Below are 18,095 nucleotides of genomic sequence, written 5' to 3'. Positions count from 1 at the left end.
GTTGACAGCGCAGGCTTATTATTACTTACTGGTCAGTAAATAAAGGTATGAAAATGCAACATGTACAACATGTAAATGTCATTTTGGAGACGCGGGGATCGGTGGCCTGGTTGCGCCAGTGCGGCGCACGCCAGGTTGACGGCGCAAACGTGGCAATTGCCGAAAATGGTGGTGGGTTGATCGGGATCGAAGGGGCTGTGGCCTCGATTCTGATTCTGGCGCGATAGGAGAGCAGGATGTTCAAGACCGAAGAACAGACAATGGCCTGCGATATGCTGCGCCGCTTCCTCGAAATTGATACAAAGGACTAACCATGAATTCCTATGCCACGCCTATCGTCCCTGACACCTCCATCGACGATCTCAAGGCGCTTTTCACCTGCCAGAAAGCCGCCTCCAATGCCAACCCCTACCCGTCCTACGAAGAACGGTGCGGCAATGTCGAAAAGCTGCTGAAACTGACCGAGAAACACAAGCACGACATTTGTAATGTCATCGACAAGGATTTCGGCAACCGCTCGGTGCGCGAAACCACGCTGAGCGATTTGTTCCTTGTCATCCAGGGCGCCAAACATGCCCGCCGTCACCTGCGCAAATGGATGCGCCCGCGCCGGGTGGGCACAAGCCTGCATTCGCTGCCGGCCACATGCAAGGTGGTGCCGCAGCCCCTAGGAGTGATCGGCAATATCGCTCCCTGGAACTATCCCTATGCCATCGCGCTTCTTCCGGCGGTGCATGCGCTGGCCGCAGGCAACCGTATGATGATCAAGCCCAGCGAGGTCACGGTACATACAACCGAACTTCTGGGCAATCTCGTTTCCGACAATTTTGACGAGGACCTGTTGGCCGTCGTCACCGGCGGGGCCGAGCTGGGCAATGCCTTTGCCGAACTGCCTTTTGACCACCTGATCTTTACGGGGTCCACCGCCGTGGGGCGCAAGATCGCCCAGGCCGCGGCACCCAACCTGACGCCTGTCACGCTGGAACTGGGGGGCAAGAGCCCCGCGATCATCGACCATTCCTATAATCCGGCCAAGGCGGTCAGCTCGATCCTGCGCGGCAAGGTGCTGAACTGTGGCCAGACCTGTATCGGAGTGGACTACGTCTTTGTGCCCACCGAAAAGCTTGATGGGTTCGTCGGGGATATGAAGAAGGGCTTTACCAAGTTCTTTCCCAACCTCGATGGCAACGTAGACTACACCACGATCGTTTCGGACCGCCATTACGACCGGCTGCGCAATCTGGTCACCGATGCCCGTGACAAGGGGGCAAAGGTGGTGACGGTCAACCCCGATGGTGGCGAGGGCAATACCAACAACCGGATTCTGCCGCTGAATATAGTGATCAACCCCAGCGACGACATGGCAGTGATGCAGGAGGAAGTGTTCGGCCCGGTTCTGTCGATCAAGACCTATGACAGCCTGGATGAGGTCACGGGCTATATCAACAGCCATGACCGTCCGTTGGCGCTCTATTGGTTTGGCCATGACCGCGCCCGTGAAAAACACATGCTGCAAAACACCTGGGCCGGGGGGATGTGCGTCAACGAAACCCTGTTCCACGTGTTCCAGGAAAAGTTGCCCTTCGGCGGCATTGGGGCCAGCGGCATGGGCACCCATACCGGCAAGGCTGGGTTTGACAGTTTCAGCGCCCACAAGCCGGTCTTCCGGCAGGCGCGGCTGAACTCGGCCAACCTTCTGAATCCGCCCTACAGCAGGCTCACCGACACGCTCTTGGCGGTCATGAAGAAAATCGTCTGACACAGACACAAAAAATGGTAACAGGGAGAGTAACAATGGCAGATTATGTAGTCATTGGTGGAGGATCTTCGGGAGGAGTGGTTGCCGCGCGGCTATCCGAGGATCCGAACACTACCGTCACGCTTCTCGAGGCAGGGGGTCCGGGTAACTCGAAATTCGTTTCGATTCCCGGCATGTTCGCCGGGCTGATCCAGAACTACAAAATCAACAAGCTGAACTGGCGCTTCAACACCACGCCGCAGAAAAATCTTAACAACCGTGCGCTTTATAACCCGCGCGGCAAGATGCTGGGCGGTTCGTCCGGCATGAACGGCATGGTCTATATCCGTGGCGAATCCGGTGACTATGACCGCTGGTCCGAACTCGGCAACGAAGGCTGGAGCTATGACGAGGTGCTGCCCTATTTCCGAAAGGCCGAAAACAACGAACGCGGTGCGGATGACTATCACGGCGACAGCGGTCCCTTGCATGTCAGCAACGGCGATGCCTCGTTTGATTTCTACAACGCCTTCCTCTCCTCGGGCGAGAAGCTGGAATACCCCAAGACCCCGGATTTTAACGGCGCCAATCGCGAAGGGCTGGGCATCTACCAGTTCACCACCAAGAACGGCGAACGCGCCTCGGTCAAGTTCTGCTATCTCGACCCGATCACGGACCGCAAGAACTTGGATATCCAGGTTAAGGCCACGGTGCGCCGGATCGTCATGGAAGACGGGCGCGCGGTGGCCGTCGAATACGACCAGGGCGGCGAAACCAAGCGGGTCGGGGTGAACAAGGAGGTCATCGTCAGCGGCGGGGCCTTCGGCTCGCCGCAAGTCCTGATGCTCTCGGGCATCGGACCCCGGGCCGAGTTGGAGAAACATGGCATCAAGGTGCAGCATGAATTGCCCGGCGTGGGCGAAAACCTGCATGACCACCCGGACGTGATGTTCGTGTTCAAATCTAAGAAACGCACCGGAATTTCCCTTGGCCCACTGGGCACGCTCAAGAACCTTGGTGCCTTCTACCAGTATTTCACCAGGCGCAAAGGTTGGCTCGCCAATCCGCCCACAGCGGCGGGTGGCTTCCTGCGGTCCGAGCCGGGTAAGAACAACCCGGATTTCCAACTTCACATGGTGCCGTTGCCCTATCGCAACCATGCCCATGACTACATGTCGATGATCAAGTGGGGCTTTACCATGATTGTCAATATCGGTCACCCGCGCAGCCGGGGGCGTTTGACGCTCAAGAACGCCAACCCGGGGTCCGAGCCCAATATCGACCTGAACCTGCTGGATCACGCCGATGACCTGAAGGACATGCGCAATGCCTTCAAGGTGACGCAGGACATCCTGCACGGCTCACCGCTGAAGGATATGATCGCCAAGCCGCTTTACCCAAAGCGTTATCTCAATACCGATGCCGAGATCGACGACTACCTGCGCGCCGAGGTCAACCATGCGTATCACCCGGTCGGCACCTGCAAGATGGGCCGCGACGACATGGCCGTGGTCGATGCGCGGCTCAAGGTCAAGGGACTGGCCAATGTGCGTGTCGCCGATGCCTCAATCATGCCCGAGATCATCAACGGCAACACCAATGCCACCTGTATCATGATCGGTGAAAAAGCCGCCGACATGATTAAGGAGGACGCAGCCGCAACCTGATCAATTCGCCCGCAAGGCCAAGGATGCCGAGCATCAGCAGAAGCTGAAGCGCTGGGTGTTGCTGGATACGGCCGCGCACGAGTTCACCACCAAGAGGTATTCGGAAACGTCAATTGGCAAATTGGCCGACCTGCTCGATGTTTCCAAGCCTGCCCTCTGTTACTATGTGAAGAACAAGTGTCGCGTTGCCCTTAAATCTGAGACACGACGCGTTCGGGGATATTTTTTGCCCTTAATTATGAGATTCCACTGCCATCGCGCCTATGCTTTTCGCGCGCTGCCGGGCGATGTAAACAACCGCGGCAAGCAGACGTGGCTCCTTATCGAAGGCGCGCAATAGAGCAACCCTTGCATAGTCGTCGATGCCGGAGCTTGAGATGGCCGCTTTGACCAGTGGACGGGATTGGGCTGCATCAATTGCAGCAAGGCCAAACAGCCTTACTTCCAGCCTGTGGCCCTGAAGAGCGTATAACGGATCTCCGCGGAAGGCCTTTAATGATATGGCAAAGGTGACCGCGCGCATTGCGCGCCGAAATTGCTTGGAGCTGCGTAATCGCGCGGCGTATTCAAGCCGCGCGGCGCCGTTGCGCGCACGATTTATCAGCTTTTCGGGCATCTGTTCGCCACTGGCCTTGCCGAGCGTCGGCACAAGTCTCGTCCCACAAACCTGGCAGTCGAATGCCCAGGCTCGCCTCCAATGCTTGAGCGAAAGGCCCTCTCTGGAACATTGCAGGCAATGCTGGAATGGTATCTGGGCCGTCAGCGAGGCTTCTCGTGTCGTCATTGCTGGGAAGGTCAAAGATCGCACAACATCTGGGTCAATCCGTGCGGCGTTGGCAATCTTCGCCGCCGCAGCCGCGTCGACGTTGAAGTTCAAGGCGGTGCCATGCGCGGTATCGATTCTGAGATGAGCCAGTAGTTCCGCATCATCACAGTAGTTGGCCGCCGCCAGCCTAGACAACCAACCTGACAACAACTCGTCGGGCAGCGGCGCGACAGTCTTGGGCAGCGGGTGCGGCTTCACACCCCGGACTTCTCGAGCCGCCGATGGGGGTTCGCATGGCGCGACCAAACCGGCGTCCATTTTGCGATTGCGTCATCGGTGATGCATTCATCACCTGTGACAATGGCGTCGATGGAAAGATCCTTGATCAGGGCGAAGATGCGCGAGGTCACCCCGCCGGTCAGCGCAAGTATCTGCTTTAGTGACTTGACCTTCAGATTGGATTTCTTCTCGAGGGGCATTGCCGCGATGAGTGTCTGGATCATGTCCGAGAACTCGGCGTCGTCGCGCCAGTTTGGAAGGTGATGTTCGTCCAGCCGCCTGGCAAGCTGGATATCACCACGGATGGCATCGACGGCCTCGCTGACCCCCAGGCAGACCAGCGACACTTCGAGTTCATTGCTGAGATACCGCAGAACATTGAGAAAGCGGCGCTGTTCGCGGTGGGTCCCGGCCAAGAGGTTGTGGACTTCGTCGATCATGATCATCCGCAGGCCAAGGTCGCGCAAGAGCGCGACGACACGGACTTCGAGGGAGGCCACATTTTGAGCGCGCGCGCTCAGTGCCGTGGCCGGTGCCCCGACGGTCGCCAGGATGTGCAGATAGAACCGTCGTTCGTCGGGAGCTGGTGGTGCTTGTAACAGTAACAGCGGCGTTCGCGTAATTCCCGATGCTGGGTCATATTCCGGTGCATATCTGCGCGAAAGATTGCGGGCGATCATCGTCTTTCCGATCCCGGACGCGCCATGCACAAGAAGGCCAGGCATACGGGTTTGCCTTGGCGCTTCGATCATACACTGCAAACGGTCCAGAACTTGTTCGGCCCGCGGAAAGCCAATCCAGATATCCGATTGAATGAGGGTGATCCGACCGTCTTCCTCTGTTTTTCCTGCCCTCAATTCACCATCTCTCCACCTTGAACAATGGGCGCGATGTATCACCCGTATCGATCGCGCGCAGCCCTTCGGTTGTTGAGACGGCCGAGTTGGCGCCCTCCAATGTCCCTTTTCTTTCACGGGATCGGCGTTCGGCCCTCGTCAGGCTCCGGCTTTCAGACTCGATTTGGCGTTGCTGTCGGATCAGCTCAGCCAGGACCAGCTCATTGGACCCGGACTTGCCAAGGGCACGGGCATTCCTCATGGCTTCGCGATATTCCCAGAGCGACACAGGCGGAATTTCCAGGTTTCGGTACCGAGCTTCGACGTATCGGTCATTATCCAGTTCGACCCAGATCACCGAGAGGTCGCGAGGGTCGTAGCGGACGACCACCTTTCCATCCCCGCGCCCGATGTGGCCTGCAAGCGCATCGGACCAGTACCGTATCTGGAACAGATGGATGCCGTCACGCCTGACCTTGCGCAGTTCACTTGGCAGAAAGCTCACCCGAAAGGCTTCAATCTCGAAGGGGATATCGCCCATCATTTGCTCTGAGAGCGCCTCCCATTTGGCAACGGGCGTGCAGCCAAGACTTGAATGAATGCTGTTGTTGTAGCGGCAGATTTCCAGAGCAAACCAGCGATCGAAGTCGCTTAAGGTCATCGTGGCCATGCCCTCGGCGTCATAGTCGCCCTTGGCCACGACCGAGGATTGCGTTGTTCCAGGCAACAGGTGCACGGCCCCCATCATCGTGCCGATCAATCGTTCGATGTGCCCTCCGAAATGAGGACTGCCTGGCGGCCGATAGACCAGATCGATCCCCCATTCTGCACATGCCGACCGAAAGGCATGCGACCGGAAATCGCGCCCGTTATCGACGTGGATGCTATGCGGTTTACCCTGCGCGGGCCAAGGAACATTGCGCACCAATTCCGCCAGAAGTTCCGCCTTGGGGGCCACAGCCTGTGTCAGGCAAAGCGCCACCGACAGACGCGAAGGTGCCTCGAGAGAGGTGTAATATCCGGTCACCATCCGCGTTGCGACGTCGATCGCCAGCGTGACCCAAGGCCGCCCAATTGGTTTGCGTTCAAAACTGTCGACGAGAATGATGTCCGCAGGCGTATGGTCGATTTGCACGACCTCCAGTGGCCGGTTTGCCTTGTTGTCGCCTACGACCGGCGCAAATTTCTGGCGGGCCGCCTTTGCGCCTTCGCGTGCCTTGGCAATTTCACGGGCATCCATTGCATCCAGCCTGCGCTGAACCGTCCGACGTGTCGGCGGTTGCAAGCCCTGCTGCCAGCACGCGCTTCGGATTTCTGTCACGATGCGCGACAGGCTTGGGCGTTCCCGCCGTAAGAAATAACGGCGAAGATGTTCTTCGATCACCGCTTCCACCTTGCCGGATATCAAGGTTGTACCAGTCGGGCGGCCCCGTTTCCGAGAAGCCAGCGCGCTGGTGCGCCCACCCTCTTCGGCCAGACGCTTTATCCAGCGCCAGACAGTCGCCCTGCTGACACCAAGCTCCCAAACGGCGTCATTGATGCCACTTTCCAGACTGCCAGTTCCTTTGAGATATGCCTGAACAAGCGGACGCAGAACGGCCGCCCTGCGCGCCTCCTCAGCACCAGCGGCAACGAAGTCTTCGCGATCATCATCCATCAATATTTGCCACACGAAGCTGCGAACCCTGTCTCAGGTTTAAGGGCAAAAATATCGGATTTAAAGGCAAAATATCATATTTAAGGGCAAAGCAAGGCCGTTGATTTCGTTGGATTTCTCATCTCACAATTAAGGGCTACGCGACACCCACCTTCTCGACCAAATCCCGCAGGACCAGGAAATCGGTAGCGTTACGGCTGATGGCGCCTACGACACGCGCAAATGCCACGATGCGATTGCAGATCGCGGTGCCCATGCCGTCATCCCGCCCCGCAAGAACGCGAAGCCCTGGAAGACGATCACCGCCGGAGCCGTGGCGCGAAATGAGGCCCTGCGCGCGGCGAAATACCTGGGCCGCGCGCTCTGGCGACGATGGAGTGGATACCACCGCCGAAGCCGCGTCGAGACAAAGATGCATTGTATCAAGTTGCTGGGCCAGCGGCTCATGGCACGGGACTTCGATCGACAGGTCGCCGAACTCCAGGTCCGCATCGCCGTCCTGAACGGCTACACCGCGCTCGGAATACCCGTCACGGAAGCTGTGGGATAAGTCCGTCCGGGGAAAGGGGAACCTCGGCCTTAAGCCGATTTGTGCATCAGAGCCCTTGACACTAATAATTAGCTATCTATGTTTTTCCCGGCGATGGTTCCCCGGAAGAGGAGCCGGATTTCATCGCTGCATCAAACTGGAGGAAATTCATGTCACGGACAGCCAATTTGGCCGGCCCGCGTTCGCGGACCGGAATGGTGGTGCTTTGCCTCGCTCTGACCGCGGGCTTCGCCCCGCTCGCGTCGGCGCAGGAGCAGCCCGCCTTCAACGAACATGCGGGAACCCTGCCGGACGGGACGGCATGGCTGATCCGCGTGCCCGAGAACTGGAATGGTCGACTACTCAGGGATCTGGATTTCGCCAGCAACGTTTCGGTCGCGTCAGCGGTCCAGCGGTATGACGACCTGCTCGGTCGTGGCTATGCCTTCGCCGGGCTCGCCCGGCACCCGCTGCGCCTGTGGCAATACGATCCGCAGCGTGAAATCCTGAATCTACAAGCTGTTCAGGACATTTTCACGGACCTGGAGCGCGCTCCTGACATGGTGCTGCAATACGGCTGTTCTGGCGGAGGGCTCGACAGCCTCGCTTCGGCCGAGGATTACCCGGACAGGATCGACGGTGCCGCCGTGCTTGCCGCCCATACGCCGGTCTGGATCATGAGCAGTTTCCTGGATGGCTGGTTCGCCATGCAGACCCTGCTGGGCGAAAGCTATGAGGCCGCTGGGCACGGTCCGGCCAGCGATCTCGCCATCGTCGGCCTGCCCAATGCCGGAGCGGGTGGCGAGCGCAGCCTTGACGCGATCCGTGCGTCCTGGATGGCCGCCATCGAAACGGCGGGCGAAAGCCCGGAGGGCCGCGCGCGGCTGGCGCTTGCCTTCGCCATCGGACAGTGGTCGCCGTGGATGGTCGAGGGGACCGAACTACCCGACACCGCGGATGCCGGCGCCATGGCCGACATGATCGTGGCCTCGGCGCTGCGCATCGGCGGTAATGTTGGCGGGTCCTCGCGGCTTCTGTTCGAAAACGCCGCATCGGGGCAGCAACTTTCCGGGAACGAGGGGGTCGACTATGCCGCCTTCTACCAGAATGCCGCACCCGCGATGGCGCGGACGGTTGAGGCGCTCTACGAACAGGCCGGTTTGGACCTTCAGGCCGACATTGCCAGGATCGACGCCGCCCCCCGCATCGCGGCCTCGGATTATGCGCGCGATTTCTGGGCCGCAGACGGGCGCACGACGACCGGCGATCTGCAGGTTCCGGCGATCCGCATCCACATGCTGGGCGACTGGGCCATTCCCTACACGCTGATGGAAGGCTACGGCGCGCTGGTGCAGGAGCAGGGTACCGGCGATCTGTATCGGCAGTCGCTGGTCCAGGGCACGGGCCATTGCGAGTTCACGGCTGCCGAAAGCACGGCCATCGTCGAGACCCTGGTCGAACGGATCGAAACGGGCGCCTGGCCCGAGACATCGCCCGAGGCGCTGAACGCCGCAGCCGAGGCGCTGGAAACCGGGAGCGCCCCCCGGTTCATCGAACACGGTGATTGGCGCGTGGCAGCCTATAACCGGCCCTGGGTTCCGGCAGAATGAGCCGATGGGGAACTGGCGCTGCGCCGGTTCCCCCACAGGTCCGGTGGCGCAAGTCATTGGTGGACCGTCGCCAACGCGCAGTGGGCATCTCTGGCGAGGGCAAGTGTTCCCATGTCTGGACGACCCCTGCTGCGCAAGCTGGGAATTGACGCGCCTATGCCGAAAGCAGTCATGTCTACGGCCTTTGTGGTGCGGTCTAGCCGCTGGCCCAGATGAAGTCCGCGGATCGGGTCCCAATCAAAATTGCGCGCTTTCTGCGCCTTGACCCCCTGGGGTGTCCCGATCCCCGGTTCGACCGGTTTGTCATCTCTTCTCAGCTTCACGCATTCCGTCAGCGGTTCCGCGCTCAGGAGACAGGGGCCGCGTAGATCTCGTTGCGGCGCAGGAGCGCCCAAGCGATCCGGGCAGTCTTGTTGGCGAGCGCGACCGCAACGACTTTCGGTCGCTTGCGTGCTTTAAGCCCAAGCATCCAAGCCTTGCCGGCATCGCCCTGCCTTGCAAAGCGAAGCACCGCAGTCGCGCCGGAAACGAGCAGTCGCCGGATATATCCATCACCCTGCTTGCTGATCCCGGTCTGTCGATCCTTGCCACTGCTTGAGTTCGCCCGTGGCGTCAGGCCTAGCCAGGCCGCGAACTGTCGTGCCGAGCGGAACAGGCTCGGATCCGGAACATTTGCAGCAATTGCGCTGGCGGTGATCGGTCCGATACCGGGAATGGTCGCCAGTCGCCGGCTCGTCTCGTGCGTCCGGTGCCACTCGAGGATCCGTTTCTCCAGGGCCTCAGCCTGATCGGCAATCGCCTCCGCTTGGCAGATCAACGCATGGATGGCAGCCGCAGCATGGTCAGGCAACCGTTCCTGGTTCTCTCGGAAGTGGGTGTCGCCTTGCCCTTAAATCCGAGACACGGCGCGTTTTCCGGCCTTTCTTGCCCTTAAATTTGAGATGAGGTGGCTGAACCGCCGACGCGTAGTCGCATCCGCTGAGCAATCTGGTCGACGGTTGCAAGCAGTCGGGGCTCCTTATCGTAGGCGCGAAGCAGGGCAACTCGTGCGTAGACGTCGATGTCCATGCTGCACAACGCAGCCTTTACCAGTGGACGTGATTGGGCGGAGGCAATGGCGGCAAGGCAGAAGAGCCTTATGTTCGGGCGGGGGCTTTGAAGCGCGAAGAAAGGGTCTCCACATAAAGCTTTGAGTCCCATCGCGAAGGTGACCGCCCGCATGGCTCGGCGTAGTTGACGCGCGCTGCCCGACACCGCGACACGCTCCAGGATCCGTGCCCCCCGGCGGGCACGATCAACCAGCTTTTCGGAGACCGCTGCGCCATTTTGCCTGTCGGCCTTTGGAAGAAGCCGGGCACCACAAATCTGGCAGTCGAACGCCCAGGCCCTACGCCAGTGCCTGAGCTCAAGGCCGCCATCAGCGCAGCTTGTGCAAGCCTGGAACGGCACCTGTGCGGTCAACCGCATCTCTGCTTCCGGCATCGCCGCGAAAGTCATCGACGACACGAACGCTGGATCGAAGCGCGCCGCAACGGAAATCCTATCCGCGGCCAGCATGTCGAGATCAAAATCAAGGGCTGCAGCATATTTTGCGTCGATCCCGATATGGGCGAGCAGGTCTGCTACCTCGCAATGATTGGAAGCGGCCAGTCGCGATAACCAACCAGAAAGCAACTCGTCCGGCACTGGCGTCACCGATATCGGCAGCGGGATACACGTCACGCCCCAGATTTCTCGAGCCGTCGCTGAGCGTTTGCATGGCGCGACCAGACCGGTGTCCATTTTGCGATGGCATCATCAGTGACGCACTCGTCACCGCTGATGATCGCGTCGATGGACAGATCCTTGACCAAGGCAAAGATGCGGGACGTCACCCCGCCAGTTAATGCGAGGATCTGCTTGAGCGACCGCACTTGCAGATTGGATTTCTTCTCCAGCGGCATGGCCGCGATCAATGTCTGGATCATATCCGAAAACTCGGCATCATCGCGCCAATTCGGCAGGTGGTGTTCATCAAGCCGACGGGCCAGTTGGACATCGCCGCGAATGGCATCGACGGCTTCGCTGACACCGTAGCAGACCAAAGATGCCTCCAGCTCGTTGCTGAGATACCTCAAGACATTGAGGAACCGGCGCTGTTCCCTATGCGTGCCCGCAAGAAGGTTGTGGACTTCGTCGATCATGATCATCCGCAGCCCGAGGTCGCGCAAAAGGCCCACGACCCGAACTTCCAGCGAGGCAACACTCTGCGCCTTCAGGCTCAGCGTCGACGACGGGGCTCCGACGGCTGCGAGGATGTGCATATAGAACCGCCGCTCATCAGGAGCGGGTGGCGCCTGCAACAGAAGTAACGGGGTGTGGGTGACGCCCGACTCCGGATCATACTCCGGCGCATAGCGTCGCGACAGGTTGCGGGCGATCATTGTTTTGCCGATGCCGGACGCCCCATGCACCAGAAGGCCAGGCATGCGGGTCTGCCGCGACATCTCAATCAGACCATGCAGCCGGTCCAGCACTTGCTCCGCTCGGGGAAAGCCGATCCAGATGTCCGATTGAATGAGGGCGATGCGGCCGTCGTCTTCAGTTTCTGCCCTCAATTCACCAGCGCTCCACCTTGAACATGGGGCGCGATGGGCGTTGTTGCAGAAAGTCGGCCTGAGTTGTGAGTGCCCCTTTCCCATTCAGTTTCATGCCACGCGGACGACGTGGGCGGTGCCGAGCGCGTTGAAGCGATTGACAAGGGCGACCCGGATGTGGATTTCGGCGGTTTGGCGATCTGGATCCCGCGCGGCGATGCGCTCACCGAAGGCCTTCAGGCATCGCATCTTGGCCTCCACTCGGCTACGGGCGTGGTATCCGGTCCACCGCTTCCAGAATGCCCGACCGTAGTGACGCGTGGCGCGCAGGGTTTCGTTGCGCGCCTTGGCAGCCGGGCAGTCCTCTTTCCAAGCTCGACCGTTCCTTCGGGTCGGTATGATTGCCGTGCCACCGCGTGCGATGACGGCGCCGTGGCAGCGGCGGGTATCGTAGGCACCATCCGCGGTCACGGTGCCGATGTCCTCGTCCTCGGGGATCTGGCCCAACAGGTCCGGCAGGACTGGGCTGTCGCCTTCCCGGCTAGGGGTGAACTCGACGGCCCGGATATCCGAGGTGGCGATATCCATCGCCAGATGCACCTTGCGCCATTGGCGGCGGCCCTGAACGCCATGCTTGCGGGCCTGCCATTCGCCGTCGCCAAGAAACTTGATGCCGGTGCTGTCCACCAGAAGATTCAGCGGCCCTTCGGCACGGCGATAGGGGATCTGCACCTTGAGGGTCTTCTGTCTGCGGCACAGCGTCGAGTAGTCCGGAACGGGCCAGTCTAGCCCTGCCAGGCGCAGGAGGCTCGCGACCATTCCGGCTGTCTGCCTGAGCGGTAGCTTGAACAGAACCTTGAGCGACAGGCAAAACTGGATCGCGGCATTCGAAAAGACCGGCGGGCGCCCTGGGCGTCCCTCATGCGGCGCGTGCCAGGTCATCTCCTTGTCCAGCCAGATCAGCAGCGATCCGCGCTTCCTGAGCGCATCGTTGTAGCTGGACCAGTTCGTCGTGCGGTAGCGGGCGGGCTTGGGCTTGCTCATGCAGATCGTCTAACCGCATGGATTCCCGATGTGAATCCTTCACCGACTGAGTTCTGCAACAACGCCCAGTGCATCACCCAAAAAAAGGGAAACGACGCCAGACCGAGAAGCCTGACGCCGCGCTAGAAAAAAACCCCTGAACACGGTTCTTCTAGCGCAGTGTCCGAACCCCTGCAACCAGCAAAGTGTTTTTGCTGGCAAGAATGTTGTTTGCTCTCGACATGGCATCGTCTCTCTCAGGAGATACGACCATGGAACCAACGACTGGCCTGATCCTAAGGCGGATCACGCAGACAGACCTCTCTGTTTCGGCGCACAAACTGGCCACGCTCATCCTCGACGGAATTGCGTGGAAGGACGGGTATAACGGCCTGCCCCGCGGCACGGCTGCCTTCACCCTGTCCTCTCTGGCAGCGAAGATGGGCGTCTCGCGCCAGTACCTGAGCGTTCTGCTGAGTGAGCTTGAAACTTCTGAACTGAAGCTTGAGCGCGAGAAGTCGAACGGCAAGTTCGCCCCCTGGCTCTTCCGCTTCGCGGCCTTTGACGACGGCGAACAGACCCACGATCTCGTGTCAGACGGAGACGACACATCACTATCTAGAGAAGAATCTAACAAAACTATATTCACAGGACAGATCAACATTGACGGTTGCTCGAACGTGTTCCGAACATGCTGGGCCGAGCTGATCAAGGCCGCGAAGAGCGCCCTACCCTGCTGGAACGTCGATACGCAAGTGATCTGGGAACGCTTCCTTGCCTTCAACCGGGCCCGTGGGAACAGCAAGGTTCCGGCCGGTTTCCTGCTCGGCTTCATGCGCCGGTGGCGCACCTCGCTTGGAGAAGCGACGCGCCCACCGGCTCTCCCCGCACCACAGCCGGTTCAAGAGCCACGAGAGCGCGAGCTGCACGAACAGATCAAGGCTGCGCCAAGCTCGAACCGCCAGTTTCACGCGTCAGACCTGTGTCGCGTCATAGGGCAAGCGGCGTACGATGCGCGCATTGTCGCCGTGATCCGGCAGTTCGGTTGCCCGAGGTTCACTGCTACGCTTGCAGTCCACGGGCGTGCAGTCCTGGCGGGCGAAATCTCGCGGTGATGATGGATCGGGTGCCACAACTCTGGCCAGAACGTATTCAGTCAGGGCAGTTCTGGGATCAAAGCAGGTCGGCGAATTGCTCCAGGTCGGCAACCGTGGCGACCAACCCCTGCTGTGTCAGGATCGCGAGATACTCGTCGACGCTTTTGAGCGGATTCTTGAGGCGCGCGCGAACTTTCCGCAGCGCGGAACAGACCAGACCGGGCGCGAGAGACAGTTGGTTCCGGAAAAAGTCGTCAGGGTGTTGGGTCTCGATGCCAAAGGGCGCAAGTGCCGCTGGTGGGAAGTCCTTCAGGTTCTGCGTGACGATCGCGTCACAGCGCCCAACGATTGCCGCCGCCAGAACGTGCCGATCGTCAGGGTCCGGCAGTGTTAGGGCCGGCACCAATGCCTCGTAGCCGGTGACCAGACAGTCGCGTGTGGCCCTGTCCATCAAGTCGCGAGTTCGTTCCAGCGCGGCGCGCTCCCGATGAGGTTCATTGCGCAGAAGCGCATCAATCCACTCCCGATGGATATCGGCCGTCCACTTGGCCTTGAAAAGGTCTGTGACCGCCAACTGCATCAGTGCATCGCGCATCGGCGCGGGATAAAGGACGTTCGCATCGAACAGGACCGTGTACTGGCTCATTTCGAGCGGTAGCCCATGTCCTGCTCTTGAGCGTCGGCGGCCAGTTGATCGAGCGCAGCTTCACGCTCGGTATCGATCGCGGCCTTGTAGGACATCACGTCTTCCATGCGGACGCGGCGATGCTTGCCGACCTTCCGATGCGGTATGGCACCATCCTCGAGCAGCTTGATCAGGAACGGACGCGAGACGTTCAGAACCTCAGCGGCCTGTACGGTCGAGAGTTCGGCGTTCTCGGGGATGATGGTGACCCCCCGCCCCGCTGCCATCGCCTCGAGGATCTCCATGAGCAGCGATACGGCGCCCGCAGGAAGCTCGATCGGCTCCATCTGCTCGGAGTCCGTCACACGAAGTTTCAACGGCGCGCGCGCCTGGGCGAAGCGTGACAATGCCTGGCCAGAGACGCGCGCAATCGCTGCGTCCTGCGGCGTGGGCGGAAGATGTCGGTGTGCCAGCATGTTCATGGTGGTCTCCTCTCCGGTTTCTGTTCTCTACCACCATATATGAAATAAGTGCAACAAATGCATTAAGTGTTGGTGAGTTTCTGCGCGCCCTGCCGCGTGCTCGCGGTTATCGCTGCTGTCGAGTGAGCGGGTGAGACCCACGCTAACCTTCAGTTTGTCGCCTTCCACATCCTGAACCGCCCCTGTCCTGTCACCTCGCGGATCAGACCCCGCTCTTGCATCCATGCAAGGTTGCGCTGAACAGCGGCGCGACTGGCACTCGTCAGGGCCTGGGCCATTGGCGCAGAGACGAGCGGCCATTCGGTCAGCACTGCGCGCAAGGCCGGCGGCGTCCTGCCCGAGAGCAATGTCATTTCGGCTTCCGCCCGCGCCGACCATGCCTCGATATCGTCAAGGTGCCGCACCGCGGTCAGGCACGCGGCTTCCATCCCGTATAGCCAGCGTTCCAGACGTTCGAACGGTGAACCACCGGCTCGTAGTCCCCCTGCCCCGCCCATGGCCAGAGGCGTGAAGACTGCGCCTCTTCCATCGCTGGCCGCGATCCGCGCAGCTGCGACAGCCGCTTCCATACGGTCGTCGTGCTGCCCGAGCCCCGCGAGGCGCCAGAGGTGAAAGCCCGCGCAAGCGCGAGTGATCGGGTGCAGGTCCGTGGCCTGCCCCATCAGATCCAGCCAACCGCTCGCGCGATCCACGAACGGCTCGGTCTCATCACTGATGTTCTCGGGGTCGCGACGGTCGAGGAAGGCGGAAAGGTCCTGCTCCGGTCCCGGTCCACCCGTCAGTCGCCGAATCGCCCATCCGACTCGCGCCAGCGCCGCCGTGTCGTCCTGGACACCGGACAGGCGCAGCGAGATCCAGAGCGCCAGCCGGTCTTGGCTGATGCGGTCACCGGTGTGCCAGCTCAAATCTGCGGCCTCCATCAGCGCAAGCCGATGCCGCCATCCTTCCGGTCCGCGCTTCAACCGGTCGTCCAGCGCGCCGACGCGACCGGCCACACGGGCAAGACGCGCGGCCTGCCCGCCCTCTGCCTTCCGCCATTCGTCGAGGACCTCGGTTTCACGCGGTTCGGCCCGTGGTCCCGGCGGCAAATAGTCCGGCTCGTCGTCCATCGGACCGGGCAGAAACCACAGGTCGTCCTCAGACGCCTGTTCGACCTCCTCAGCATAAATGCCGAGCGCGTCGGATTCATCATACAATGCGGGGGTTCCAGGCCTCATATGCGCAAAATACAGCTATTTTGAGCTTTACCCAAGGGTTTTATCAGAGTGCGTTTGTACACCTTACATAGCACGCGCGCGCGATGGTCCGCGAGACCTCCCTGATCGCGCTCTGCGTATGGAAACCAAGGGCTTTCTGATGAACAGCGCCACAGAGCGCGCCCTTGCATTCATTTACAAACGGTCGTTTATTAGCGATACCTAAAATTGCAAATGGCCCGATTTCATGCCCCTGATAGGCTATGCGCGCGTATCCACAGAGGATCAGACCCCCCTGCCCCAGTCTGAAGCCCTACAAACCGCAGGATGCGTCGAAATCTTCGAAGAGCAGGCCTCAGGTGGCAATCGGGCGCGACCGGTGCTTGCCCGTGTGCTGGAGCGGATTGGCAAGGGCGACACGCTGGTCGTCGTGCGGATCGACCGGCTTGCGCGGTCTTTGTCGCACTTACTTGAGGTGATCGAAAGACTGGAGGGCAAGGGGGCGTTCTTCCGCTCGCTGCAGGATCCAATCGACACCGCCTCCCCTCAAGGAAAGTTCACGCTGCAGGTTCTGGGCGCCGCGGCCGAGTTCGAACGCGCTCTGATCCGCGAGCGTACCAAGGCGGGCCTTGCCTCGGCACGCGCCAAAGGTCGCGTTGGTGGCAATCCCGGGCTTCGCACCAAGGACCCCGCCGCGCTGCGCAAGGTGCGGTTGGCACGACAGGACGGCTACATGGCGCGCCTGAACGAAACCGCGCAGGATTGGGTGCCACATGTGCGCCGCTTGCGCCCCGATATGGCATGGGAAGACGTTCTGCGGATTATTAATGGCCCCCTACCCCACAGCCGCCATTGGACGCAAAGCCGCCTGCTCCGCGCCGTGAAAGCATATGTGCGAGACGGGTTCCTGCCCGATGAAGTGCTTGGACGCGCTGGACGTCGCGAAACCGACGATCGCCTGCCTGCCATCGTGGCGGCGATTAAGGGTGCGGACCCGGATATCACGCTACAGGCGATCTGCGACCGGTTGGAAGCCATGCGTGAGCGGACTCCACGGGGACGTACAAGCTGGCAACCGTCATCCGTCAGGATGCTGTTGGAACGGGCGGAGCGACTTGGGTTGCTGGTCAGGCAAATGGATTGACGATGCGCAGCCGATCCTCAACCAGCAATCCGTCGTGCATGTCCTCAGTCCACAACGTCGTGCACCTAGCGATCAGCGCGGCAGACACGATCATCGCGTCATAGACCGATAACTGGTACTTCTCTGCCAACGCGCGACCGACTTGATGGGTTTGAACCGTTAGGCCCTCGACAGGGCATAAGGACTTAATACCCTCAAGAAACGCTCCGGTATCTTCCCAACTGAGCCCAGCTTTCCGTCGGCAATTGACCATCGCTTCGTTCAGGACCTGAACGCTGATCCGGGGTCCCTGCCCCAGAATTACCTCCGCCCTCTCAGCCTTTGGACCATCGTCGAGCAGGTAGAGCACAACATTCGTGTCTGCGAATTCAGCGCTCATGCGCGGCGTCGCGGCTTAGACGCGCGTCCTTGGGCAGTTTTCCGCGAAACCGCCTTAGCCCTTGTAGAACTTCATCGGCGCGAGGTTGGCGTCTCACAAGAATGGTTCCATCGTCCTTTACCAGGTCGACCTGATCGCCTTCCTTTAAGCCGAGTTCCCTCACAAGATCTGCGGGTAGCCGGACGGCAAGGGAGTTTCCCCATTTGGCAACTTGCATCTTGTCCTCTCAGGCGTGGATAAACATCCAATAATGTATATCCAGAACTGCCAAAAGGCAAGCTTTGGTGCGCTCAAAAGCCATGTTGGAGCCCTCCGAAAAGAGTTTTCCCCTGTCCCTTTTCGTGAGATGCGGTGCGTTACACCATGCAGCAGGAAGCCTAACAGCCTTGTGTTCGGTGAGGACTCGCCCACTAGATGTGGAAAAACCTTGCGCGAATCCGACTCTTGCGCCAATAGTCACGGAAACGAGGCAAAAAACGTCAATTTCCGTG

Annotated in this window: 17 protein-coding genes and 2 pseudogenes; 7 read left to right on the top strand and 12 right to left on the bottom strand. The window is 60.3% G+C overall.

Annotation, left to right across the window (positions count from 1 at the left end; all coding sequences use genetic code 11):
• Positions 1 to 53 precede the first annotated feature (53 nt).
• The 3 genes from ACP15O_RS17550 (at position 54) to ACP15O_RS17540 (ending at position 3,405) form a co-directional block, all read left to right on the top strand.
• Positions 54 to 227: a hypothetical protein gene (locus ACP15O_RS17550; RefSeq protein ID WP_317939114.1), complete on the top strand. Its 174-nt coding sequence runs from the start codon at positions 54 to 56 to the stop codon at positions 225 to 227.
• An 86-nt stretch (positions 228 to 313) separates the two neighbouring features.
• A complete protein-coding gene (locus ACP15O_RS17545; protein WP_161353830.1) occupies positions 314 to 1,759 on the top strand; it encodes a coniferyl aldehyde dehydrogenase in 1,446 nt (481 codons plus the stop codon).
• Positions 1,760 to 1,794: 35 nt separating this feature from the next.
• Positions 1,795 to 3,405: a GMC family oxidoreductase gene (locus ACP15O_RS17540; protein ID WP_239368535.1), complete on the top strand. Its 1,611-nt coding sequence runs from the start codon at positions 1,795 to 1,797 to the stop codon at positions 3,403 to 3,405.
• A gap of 232 nt (positions 3,406 to 3,637) precedes the next feature.
• On the opposite strand, the gene ACP15O_RS17535 is transcribed toward ACP15O_RS17540, so the two are convergent.
• Genes ACP15O_RS17535 through ACP15O_RS17525 form a run of 3 tightly spaced genes read right to left on the bottom strand, consistent with a single transcriptional unit; the run spans position 3,638 to position 6,943 of the window.
• Entirely contained in the window at positions 3,638 to 4,429 is a 792-nt protein-coding gene (locus ACP15O_RS17535; protein ID WP_008335465.1) for a TniQ family protein, read from the bottom strand.
• Complete coding sequence (locus ACP15O_RS17530; RefSeq protein WP_235872058.1) at positions 4,426 to 5,349, bottom strand: TniB family NTP-binding protein; 924 nt, start codon at positions 5,347 to 5,349, stop codon at positions 4,426 to 4,428. Before ACP15O_RS17530 ends, ACP15O_RS17535 begins: the two co-directional genes overlap by 4 nt.
• Positions 5,309 to 6,943 (bottom strand): Mu transposase C-terminal domain-containing protein, encoded by a 1,635-nt coding sequence (locus ACP15O_RS17525; protein WP_024099411.1) that lies wholly within the window; start codon positions 6,941 to 6,943, stop codon positions 5,309 to 5,311. Before ACP15O_RS17525 ends, ACP15O_RS17530 begins: the two co-directional genes overlap by 41 nt.
• Before the next feature lie 151 nt (positions 6,944 to 7,094).
• On the opposite strand from ACP15O_RS17525, the pseudogene ACP15O_RS17520 reads away from it, so the two are divergent.
• Positions 7,095 to 7,493 (top strand): annotated as a pseudogene (locus ACP15O_RS17520) (IS5 family transposase); the annotation flags it as partial.
• A 149-nt stretch (positions 7,494 to 7,642) separates the two neighbouring features.
• The gene (locus tag ACP15O_RS17515) at positions 7,643 to 9,082 is read left to right on the top strand and encodes a hypothetical protein (protein WP_024099412.1); all 1,440 of its coding nucleotides are present in this window, start codon (positions 7,643 to 7,645) and stop codon (positions 9,080 to 9,082) included.
• Positions 9,083 to 9,428: 346 nt separating this feature from the next.
• Here the strand turns inward: ACP15O_RS17515 and ACP15O_RS17510 are convergent.
• The 4 genes and pseudogenes from ACP15O_RS17510 to ACP15O_RS17495 form a co-directional block, all read right to left on the bottom strand.
• Positions 9,429 to 9,953, bottom strand: a pseudogene (locus ACP15O_RS17510) (IS110 family RNA-guided transposase); the annotation flags it as partial.
• Positions 9,954 to 10,012: 59 nt separating this feature from the next.
• Positions 10,013 to 10,864, bottom strand: a complete 852-nt coding sequence (locus tag ACP15O_RS17505) for a TniQ family protein (protein WP_081731462.1) — start codon at positions 10,862 to 10,864, stop codon at positions 10,013 to 10,015.
• Positions 10,801 to 11,679 carry a TniB family NTP-binding protein gene (locus ACP15O_RS17500; RefSeq protein ID WP_007803215.1) on the bottom strand — a complete coding sequence of 293 codons (879 nt, stop codon included), beginning with the start codon at positions 11,677 to 11,679 and terminating at the stop codon, positions 10,801 to 10,803. Before ACP15O_RS17500 ends, ACP15O_RS17505 begins: the two co-directional genes overlap by 64 nt.
• Positions 11,680 to 11,769: 90 nt before the next feature.
• Complete coding sequence (locus ACP15O_RS17495) at positions 11,770 to 12,702, bottom strand: IS5-like element ISRhba5 family transposase (protein ID WP_007803217.1); 933 nt, start codon at positions 12,700 to 12,702, stop codon at positions 11,770 to 11,772.
• Positions 12,703 to 12,953: 251 nt separating this feature from the next.
• On the opposite strand from ACP15O_RS17495, the gene ACP15O_RS17490 reads away from it, so the two are divergent.
• A complete protein-coding gene (locus ACP15O_RS17490; protein WP_007803218.1) occupies positions 12,954 to 13,796 on the top strand; it encodes a hypothetical protein in 843 nt (280 codons plus the stop codon).
• Positions 13,797 to 13,854: 58 nt separating this feature from the next.
• Here the strand turns inward: ACP15O_RS17490 and ACP15O_RS17485 are convergent, their stop codons facing one another.
• From ACP15O_RS17485 to ACP15O_RS17475, 3 genes are all read right to left on the bottom strand, one after another.
• The gene (locus tag ACP15O_RS17485) at positions 13,855 to 14,424 is read right to left on the bottom strand and encodes a PIN domain-containing protein (protein ID WP_007803220.1); all 570 of its coding nucleotides are present in this window, start codon (positions 14,422 to 14,424) and stop codon (positions 13,855 to 13,857) included.
• Positions 14,421 to 14,885, bottom strand: a complete 465-nt coding sequence (locus tag ACP15O_RS17480) for an excisionase family DNA-binding protein (RefSeq protein ID WP_007803221.1) — start codon at positions 14,883 to 14,885, stop codon at positions 14,421 to 14,423. Before ACP15O_RS17480 ends, ACP15O_RS17485 begins: the two co-directional genes overlap by 4 nt.
• A 149-nt stretch (positions 14,886 to 15,034) precedes the next feature.
• On the bottom strand, positions 15,035 to 16,102 hold the full coding sequence (locus tag ACP15O_RS17475; protein ID WP_007803223.1) for a helix-turn-helix domain-containing protein: 1,068 nt from the start codon (positions 16,100 to 16,102) through the stop codon (positions 15,035 to 15,037).
• Between the two features lie 226 nt (positions 16,103 to 16,328).
• Between ACP15O_RS17475 and ACP15O_RS17470 the strand changes: the two genes are divergently transcribed.
• On the top strand, positions 16,329 to 17,225 hold the full coding sequence (locus ACP15O_RS17470; RefSeq protein ID WP_425097385.1) for a recombinase family protein: 897 nt from the start codon (positions 16,329 to 16,331) through the stop codon (positions 17,223 to 17,225).
• On the opposite strand, the gene ACP15O_RS17465 is transcribed toward ACP15O_RS17470, so the two are convergent.
• Both ACP15O_RS17465 and ACP15O_RS17460 read right to left on the bottom strand, forming a co-directional pair.
• On the bottom strand, positions 17,209 to 17,604 hold the full coding sequence (locus ACP15O_RS17465) for a PIN domain-containing protein (RefSeq protein WP_425097384.1): 396 nt from the start codon (positions 17,602 to 17,604) through the stop codon (positions 17,209 to 17,211). The genes ACP15O_RS17470 and ACP15O_RS17465 overlap by 17 nt on opposite strands.
• A complete protein-coding gene (locus ACP15O_RS17460) occupies positions 17,594 to 17,821 on the bottom strand; it encodes an AbrB/MazE/SpoVT family DNA-binding domain-containing protein (protein WP_009815510.1) in 228 nt (75 codons plus the stop codon). Before ACP15O_RS17460 ends, ACP15O_RS17465 begins: the two co-directional genes overlap by 11 nt.
• Positions 17,822 to 18,095 lie beyond the last annotated feature (274 nt).

Origin of the sequence: Youngimonas ophiurae (nom. illeg.) (genome assembly GCF_049803795.1) — a bacterium.
Lineage (GTDB): Bacteria > Pseudomonadota > Alphaproteobacteria > Rhodobacterales > Rhodobacteraceae > Thalassobius.
The sequence above is the reverse complement of the archived record's forward strand: the minus strand, read 5'-3'. Positions and strand labels throughout refer to the sequence as shown.